At 56.1% G+C, this 8443-nt stretch carries 6 protein-coding genes; 5 read left to right on the top strand and 1 reads right to left on the bottom strand.

The features are described from left to right. The first annotated feature begins 79 nt into the window (after positions 1 to 79). The 5 genes from RSSM_RS23445 to RSSM_RS23470 all read left to right on the top strand — a co-directional run bounded on the left by RSSM_RS23445 (position 80) and on the right by RSSM_RS23470 (position 8171). The gene (locus RSSM_RS23445; RefSeq protein ID WP_044303420.1) at positions 80 to 2269 is read left to right on the top strand and encodes a hypothetical protein; all 2190 of its coding nucleotides are present in this window, start codon (positions 80 to 82) and stop codon (positions 2267 to 2269) included. A gap of 442 nt (positions 2270 to 2711) precedes the next feature. Further along, complete coding sequence (locus RSSM_RS23450; protein ID WP_008685233.1) at positions 2712 to 3992, top strand: DUF1559 domain-containing protein; 1281 nt, start codon at positions 2712 to 2714, stop codon at positions 3990 to 3992. A 204-nt stretch (positions 3993 to 4196) separates the two neighbouring features. Further along, positions 4197 to 4376 carry a hypothetical protein gene (locus tag RSSM_RS23455; RefSeq protein ID WP_008685236.1) on the top strand — a complete coding sequence of 60 codons (180 nt, stop codon included), beginning with the start codon at positions 4197 to 4199 and terminating at the stop codon, positions 4374 to 4376. 660 nt (positions 4377 to 5036) lie between these two features. Then, positions 5037 to 6521, top strand: a complete 1485-nt coding sequence (locus tag RSSM_RS23465) for a sulfatase (RefSeq protein ID WP_081613872.1) — start codon at positions 5037 to 5039, stop codon at positions 6519 to 6521. 21 nt (positions 6522 to 6542) lie between these two features. After that, positions 6543 to 8171, top strand: coding sequence for a sulfatase family protein (locus tag RSSM_RS23470; RefSeq protein WP_008685242.1), 1629 nt, complete (start codon positions 6543 to 6545; stop codon positions 8169 to 8171). 79 nt (positions 8172 to 8250) lie between these two features. On the opposite strand, the gene RSSM_RS34940 is transcribed toward RSSM_RS23470, so the two are convergent. Then, positions 8251 to 8443 (bottom strand): hypothetical protein (locus tag RSSM_RS34940; RefSeq protein ID WP_236621333.1); only part of this gene is annotated, 193 nt, incomplete at its 5' end.

Below are 8443 nucleotides of genomic sequence, written 5' to 3' on the forward strand. Positions count from 1 at the left end.
TTCGGCCCCGCCCGACGAATAGGACCGGTTGCTACACGCGGCGGCAGGTCAAGCACTCCGTAGTGGACACCCCAACGACATGATAAAAAACGCAAAAAAGGCAGTATTCGGTGCCATTCGGGTGGTCGCATTGTTGCTGCTGACGTCGACCTGCGTGCCCGCAGGAGGCCCAAACTTGGTGCCGCCGGCGGACGGTCAAACCGCAAACTATTGGTGTACCTGGTACGCCCAAAACTACTGGATTGGCCGCGGCACTGATCTGAAAGACTTGCGAGGCGTCTCCAACCAAGCCGCCCGTGAAGAGTTGACCGAACACGCCGTCTTCAACGAGAAAGACGGATGGGCGACGACGTATCTGGACGGTGCACGAGAGGACTTTATCTTCCTGATCGACCATGGCTGGCAAACGAAAGACGCGTCGAAACGGATCGCTGGCGGACCGCCGTTTTTCAATCTCGTGGCCGACGAAGATGACTTCCCGAGATACGCGGGACTTTCGCCGCAGGACGCGTTGCTCCAGTTCAACAAAGAGATCAAAGCACTCGGATGGAATTCGCTCGGCATCTGGACACGTGGCGACGTGACGCCCGAGCAAGCACGAACGTTCGTTGAGTGGTCCAAGCACGCCGGAATCCGCTATTGGAAAATTGACGGCGGAGACATCGCTCAGTTCAATTCGTTCAAGGCAAAGCAGGAAATATACCCCGACCTCGTCCTTGAATATGTCACCGGGGCGGGTGGGAACCTCAATCCCAAATGGGATCAAGAACGATCTTCGTATCCGTCGGTTTATGAAATCGGCGGACGGTTGCAAGCTCCCATGCTACGTTGCCTGCAGCATTCCGATACTTTTCGGACTTACGACGCGTCGCCCTTGTTGATGTCCGTAACGACGCTGCGGCGAACGCATGACATCTTGAAACAAACCCAACAACAACCCAAATACCGAGCGATCCTCAACGTACAAGACGATTGCAATATCGCGATCGGTTTAGGTGTTTTAGTCGCCAGCAAACGACATCCGAACCTAAACGAACGCACCCTGCTCGGACGCGACCTACACCACCAGTTGTCGGGCAAACGGACCATGCAGCGACGCATCAACGAAGTCGAGCGACTCGGAAGATGGTCGCGAATTGCCCCGGCTTTTCCCGCGGGTGAAGGCGTCTATCTGTCTTCCAAAGAGGAGCTGATCGATCGCTGCGAGTTCACCAAATGGGACACGTGGGCATCGAACACCTACGGCAAAATCGTGCATCAAAGCGCTCCCGCAATCATGTCGCGAAACATGCCCCTTCCCATCGTGGAAACCGACGGTGACGCACCGTACGTCTGCGCGACAACCTATCCCAATGGGCCAACCGGAATCGCGACCGAGGGCCGAGTGAGTCCGGCCAACCAGTGGTACCATCCGCGTGCGAAAGTTTCGGTGCAGATTCGTGATGCGTCTCAACCGATCGGAATTGCCGGACACTACCAACAACTGAAACTCGGTTTCGCCGGCAGCATCGAAGACGTCAAACACGTATGGGCGCAAGACTTGTTGGCGGCGGAATCGATCGACATCAAAAGCCAGGTATCGATCCAGGGTGCAACAATGACGATCGATGGAAATCTGATTGACGAACTGGGAACCTCCGAAGCCGACCGCGGTGACCTCTCCGCCCCCGGTCTCGTGATTCGTTTGGAGGGAGACTCCCTGCCCAAAGCCGGCGACGATTTCACGCCCGTAACCGAACCGGTGACTGCCGCCGAACCTCTCGATGAACAAACGCAGACGTTGCAGGACGGGTTCACCGGGCGGGCGGAACTGAAGCGTTGCCGTTATGGCTATCGAGTGACCGCGACAGGGCCGGCGCAAACCATGTTGAAGGAACTCGACGAAAGCATCACGTCAGGGAAACTCTCTGTTCAATGGCGAATGAAGCCAGCCAACCGATCGGCAACCAAGAACGGCATGTTGGTGCTTTCGAGTGACGAGGACGCGAACGCTGCCTTATGCGCCGGAAGCTGGATCGGATCCAACGAAATAACGCTTTTCGAAAATCATTCCCAATGGGGCAACGATTTGAAGGGTTCTTTGGACCCAGACGGAGAGTTGTATTGCCGGATCGATGTCGATCTTGATTCGCGAACGGCGGAGCTGACGATTAACGAAAAAACAATCTCGCTCGCGTTCTCTGAAACCGTCACGAGTATCAACTACATCGGATTCGGCGTGCACAACTCGGCCACCCTGTTCACCGAGCCAAAGATCACTCGCCAATAGCGTTTTTCGAACGGCGCTCCGCTCACATGACGGATCGCGGCCGTTCGTTTTCTCTGGGCTACTTCCAATATAGCCTCGCGTTTCGGCCGCCACGCCGTGTTCATGCCGCCGTGTTTATCGCAAAGAACACCGCTCGAGCCCCGTGCGCACCGCAATTACGAAAGCCGTTCTCAAATGGCGAAGCCGATGTCGCCAGACTTCGGTGGCCTGGATTCTGGCAATCTCTGATACCTGGATGAAGCACGTCAAATTCCCAAACACTGGGCACCGGTGCGTGTACGTGTCATCCCCCCCGTCCTCCGCAAAACAGCTACCTTTGAATATCGAAAACTTTTTTTGTGGAGGTGTTTAGATTCCTGGCCCCTGATTCGGTTGAGCTAGTAGGTGAGGTGATTCTCCCTAATCGCCGAATAGTGTTTTTTTCCCATTCAGAGGTCCTCAAATGGATACGCGAAATTGTCCCCGCCAGAAATCAGGCGGATTTACCTTGGTCGAATTGCTCGTAGTAATCGCAATCATTGGCGTGCTCGTCGGTCTGCTCTTGCCGGCCGTTCAAGCAGCCCGTGAAGCTGCCCGGCGGATGAGTTGCAGTAACAACTTCAAACAAATCGGTTTGGCAATTCACAACTACCACTCCGCCTACAAGCAACTTCCAATTCACAAAGGTGGAACCGGCACCTCGTTCCAGGCGACCCGCGTCGGAACCGACAACTCGAACTTCTACAACGGACAACGACAAAGCATCTTTGTTGGTTTGCTTCCGTTCTTTGAAGGCCAGGCTCTCTGGGAACAAGTCTCCAATCCACTCGTCGAGCGTACCGACGGTCAAGCCGTCGCGCATGGCGGTGTCGCAACCGCGCCTTGGCCGGCATTCGGACCTCATCCAGGACACGTTCAATATCCGCCATGGGCGACCGAAATCCCAACCCTGCGATGCCCCAGCGATCCCGGCATTGGCCTTCCGTCGCTCGGTCGAACCAACTACGCCGCGTGTCTCGGAGACAGCCCCTTCCGCGCCGCCTCCGGAGCGACGGACCAGAACTTGGTCGTCACCAGTGCTCGTTCACAGCGTACTCGCGCCGCACAACGGGGCATCTTTGTGGCACGACAAAGCACTCGCTTTCGCGACATCCTTGACGGACTGGCGAACACGATCATGGCAGGCGAGATCCCCACGGACCTCGGTGATCGCGACACCCGAACGGCCATCAACTACAACGACGGAATGGTCATGCGTGCGGAGCTGAGTGACGCGGTGGAAACTCCCGCCGGTGCCCCGAACGACTGCTCGAATCATCCGAAGATTGACGCGGCACGACCGCAGTTCTGGACATCCGCAGCAACCATATCTACCAATAACGCGGTTCTCGGACGCGGTTACCGTTGGGGTTCGGGCGAATGCATGTTCACAACCATGTTCACGATATCGCCACCGAACTCTCCTGCGTGTGCCCTGCTGAGCAACGAGACCGGAGTGTGGCAATTCTGGCAACGCGCAGGTGTGCTTCCTCCAGGCAGTCGCCACCAAGGAGGATGCCACGTCTTGATGGGCGACGGAGCCGTGAAGTTCGTTACCGATTCCATCGACGCGGGGAATCAGAGCAGCACTCCCGTCGCCATGGGAGGAGGAGTCTCCAACGCGCCCGGTTCGATCAGCCCCTACGGTCTTTGGGGAGCCCTCGGGACACGTGCCAGCAAAGAAGTCATCGACGAAGAAATCTAAGCGACCACATCCCAACGAAGGCTTTCCGAAACGCTTCTGTTTCAACGAATCGCGAGGCGAGAAAACTCACCATGCGAACTTTCTCCGGCCATCGACTTCTTCCCTGCAAATTCGCAGGGCGGGTTTCGATGGTCAAAAAGTTTGGTCGCTATTGCAATCACAAACTCTCTACTTCCATCCCTACCGTCGAGCATTGAATCTCTCATGACCCAAACGTATCTCAAAATTGCCCTCATCACCCTTTGCCTGAACGTCGCCGTTGGATGTGGAAAAAAAGGAACGAGCCTGGCGACGGAGCACGGCAACATGTCCATCGAAGAATACGAGAAACTGGTTGATCAATCGCAAGCCGAAGGCGGTGATGATTCCGCCAAGGAGGAATAACGAGATCCGAGCCAGACGTTCTTCTATTAATCGAAGTAGCAGCCGAGTCTGGCGTAGGTGTGCCGTAGAAGAACGCTGTTGAAATCGCTGCGACGCATGCAGGCAACCGCTTCTGTGCGCAAAAGGTTGCCGGCCCCACGATCACCCGCCCAGCTTGGCGGCGTCGATCGCGTTAAAATAGGTTTCGGAGGTTCTGGGTCTTGGCGGTGTTTTTCCGCGTGTTTTAGAACCTTCCGCTCGGGCCGCGGTTCCTGAGAACCCCCAGGGCCAACATCGCGAAAGAGGTCGATGCCACGACGTTTTCGGATCGGATCTGGGCGTCGTTTAGTGAGACGTTTGCCAAACAGACGCCTCAAATGCGGCACCTCCTTCGCGGCTCGATTACTGTATAGAATCGACCGGCAGGTTGACGCTCACGCGGGTTCGCAGAGCCGTCAATTCGAACGCTTCGAGCTTCCGTGACCGAGCATTTTGCCGGATAGGTACTCTCGCGTCGCCGAATACTCGATTCGTTTGCGTTGTGCCGTTTGTGTTTCCGAGCATCTCGTTTTCGGATGATTCGGCGACGCACGCCAACACCTACCGCTGTCCTGATTGGTTCGGTTGCACCGGTGTCTTCCACACCCAGATCTTCACACCTCAAAATCCTCAGATTCCTCTATGAAATTGCCCGCTTCGATCGTTGCCTTTGCTCTCACCTGCACAGTAGCAACTACTCATGTGTGTCCCTCCGCATACGCGGCCGAGTCGGAGACGCAGCGTCCACCCAACGTGGTCGTGTTTTTGGTCGACGACCTCGGATACATGGACGTGGGAGCGAACAACCCTGACTGCTTCTACGACACACCGAACATCGATCGACTGTCCGACTCAGGCATGCGTTTCACCGACGGATATGCGGCCAATCCTGTTTGTTCGCCGACCCGATATAGCTTGATGACGGGCAAATACCCGACGCGGGTGCAAGCGACCAACTTTTTCTCCGGTCGTCGTGGCGGAACGTTCAAACCGGCACCGCTCAACAGCAACATGCCGATCGAAGAAGTCACGATCGCTGAAGCACTCAAGACGAAGGGCTATGCGACCTTCTTCGCCGGCAAGTGGCACCTCGGTGAATCCGAAGAATACTATCCACAAAACCAAGGGTTCGATGTCAACATCGGTGGATACAGTCGCGGCGGTCCGTATTCGGGCAAACGCTACTTTGCTCCCTTTGAAAATCCCCAAATGGAAGTCGAGAGCCCCGCGGGTGATCACCTGCCGGATCGGTTGGCACGAGACACCGCTGCATTTATCGACGAACACAAAGACGAGCCATTCTTGGCATACCTCGCGTTCTATTCGGTACACACTCCTTTGATGGGACGTCCGGACCTGGTCGCGAAGTACAAAGAGAAAGCAGAGGCGATCGAAGGCGAAGAGTTCGCGGACGAAGAGCAAGTCATCGGCAAGAAACCTCGCAAGGTTCGCGTGCTACAAAAGCACGCCGTCTATGCCGCAATGGTGGAAGCGATGGACCAAGCCGTTGGCAAAGTTCTCAAACAACTCGAAGAGTCGGGCGTGGAAGACAACACCATCGTCGTCTTCACATCCGACAACGGTGGTCTCTCCACATCCGAAGGAAGCCCGACGAGCAATCTGCCACTTCGCGGAGGCAAAGGATGGGTCTACGAAGGCGGCGTGCGAGAACCGTGGATCATTCGTTACCCGGGTGTGACCAAAGCGGGATCGGTATCATCGACTCCGATCTGCTCAATCGACTTGTTACCAACAATTGCATCCGCCGCAGGTGTGGAAATCGATCATCCTATCGACGGAATCGATATTCGCCCGGCTCTCGAAGGCGGTTCGCTCGATCGTGACGCGTTGTACTGGCACTACCCGCACTACAGCAACCAAGGCGGTATCCCCGGCGGTGCGATCCGGGTCGGGAAGTACAAACTGTTCGAACGCTACGAAGACGGCCGAGTTCATCTGTACGATTTGGAAGCGGACCTTAGCGAGAGCAAAGACCTCGCAGCCGAAATGCCCGAACGAGTTCAACAAATGCGCAAGAAACTTCACGAGTGGTACCAAGACGTCGACGCGAAGTTTTTGCAACCTAAGAACGGCAACGAGCCATGGAAGCCAGAGTATATGCAATAATGCTCTGACTCCCCCGCTGACATGTTCGTGGCAGGTGGACGCTCCGCGTTTACTTGCCTCGAACTCGTCGGCGACTATTCCTCTTCTCTCGTTGATATCACCATGACCATCTTGGGTTCGCGTTCTTGTCTCGTTGGGATTCTTTGCTCCTTATCTCTGTTTGTTGCATCCTCGCGAACTTCTTTCGCGGAAACAGGCTCGCTCGATCATCCGAATATCGTTCTGATCCTGGCAGACGATCTCGGCTACGGAGACATTCAGTGTCTCAATCCCGAACGCGGTAAAATCTCGACGCCTCATATCGACTCGTTGGCTCAACAGGGAATCACGTTCACCGACGCGCACTCGACCTCGTCGGTTTGCACACCGACGAGATACAGCCTGCTGACGGGTCGGTACAACTGGCGAACGTCTCTGCAAAGGTTCGTGATTTACGGCTACGATCCGCCGATGATCGAGCAAGACCGGATGACACTGGGCAGTCTGCTGCAAACGAGCGGATACAAGACCGCCGCGATCGGAAAATGGCACCTCGGGATGACCATCCCCTACACCGACGAACGGCGAGTCAGAGGTCACAATCCACCGAACGTGGACTGGGATGCTCGCATCAGCGACGGCCCCAACGAACGTGGGTTTGACTACTACTTTGGCATCTCCGCGTCGCTGGACATGACGCCGTACATCTACATCGAGAACGATCGGTTCGTTGGTAAGGGCAACGTTGTCAAAGCTTTCGGGTTTCGCAAAGGCCCCGCCGAACCTGATTTCGAGGCGGTCGACGTTCTGCCGAAGATTCAAGACAAGACCGTCGAGTTCATCAGCAAAGAAAGGGACAACCAACCGTTCTTTGCGTTCGTTTCACTCACCTCCCCCCATACACCGATCGCTCCTGCGAAAGAGTGGGAGGGGAAAAGCGGTTTGGGGCGATACGGTGACTTTGTCATGCAGACGGATTCGGTCGTTGGCGAAATCACCCGAGCGATCGATGAAGCCGGACTGAAGGAAAACACGCTCATCATTTTTACGGCCGACAATGGTTGTTCCAAATCAGCCCGGATCCCCGACCTGCAGGCAAAGGGGCACTACCCGAGCGCACAGTATCGCGGATCAAAGGGCGATCTATGGGACGGCGGACACCGGATCCCGTTGATCGCGCGTTGGCCAGCACAAATCGCGCCAGCGACGCAGTCGGACCAATTGATCTGTCAAAGCGATTGCTTGGCGACGTTCGCGGATATCGTCGGTAAAAAACTTCCCGAAAGCGCCGGCGAAGACAGCGTCAGCTTCCTACCCGCGTTCTACGACAAACCGATCGAGTCCACACGAACAGGGGTGATCCATCATTCCATCGACGGCTACTTCTCGTATCGTCACGGGAAATGGAAACTGCTCTTGGCGAGAGGGTCCGGCGGATTGACCGCACCTCGAGAGCACCAGGTGGCCGAGGACAGCCCAATCGGACAGCTCTACGACATGGACGCCGATCCGGGTGAAACCAACAATCTCTACGAAAGCCATCCCGAAGTCGCCAAGCAGTTGCTCGATCAGTTGACCTCGGACATCGAAAACGGCCGTAGCACAGCAGGAGATCCGGTCCCCAACGACGTCGAGAACATCGTGTTGTGGAAGAAGCCCACAAAGAAGTAGTCACCCGCCCGGTCCCCATCGCAAAGTTGAAAGCCGACGAGCACACACATCAACCGCACTGCGTTAGCGGTTCCCGGCCTCAACTCGCGTGAAATCCCATTCCGCCGATAACCTTTGTAGGCCGGACCAAGCGAAGCGACGTTCCGGCATCCACACCACCGCCGGATACGCGTCGCAAAGCCTCCTTCATCCGGCCTACTTTCATTCCGGCCCCACACGAACCGCGGTTCCTGGCCTCAACCCGCGTGAAATCCCATTCCGCCGATAACCTT

The organism is Aporhodopirellula sallentina SM41 (assembly GCF_000346505.1).
In the GTDB taxonomy this organism is placed as follows: Bacteria; Planctomycetota; Planctomycetia; order Pirellulales; family Pirellulaceae; genus Rhodopirellula; species Rhodopirellula sallentina.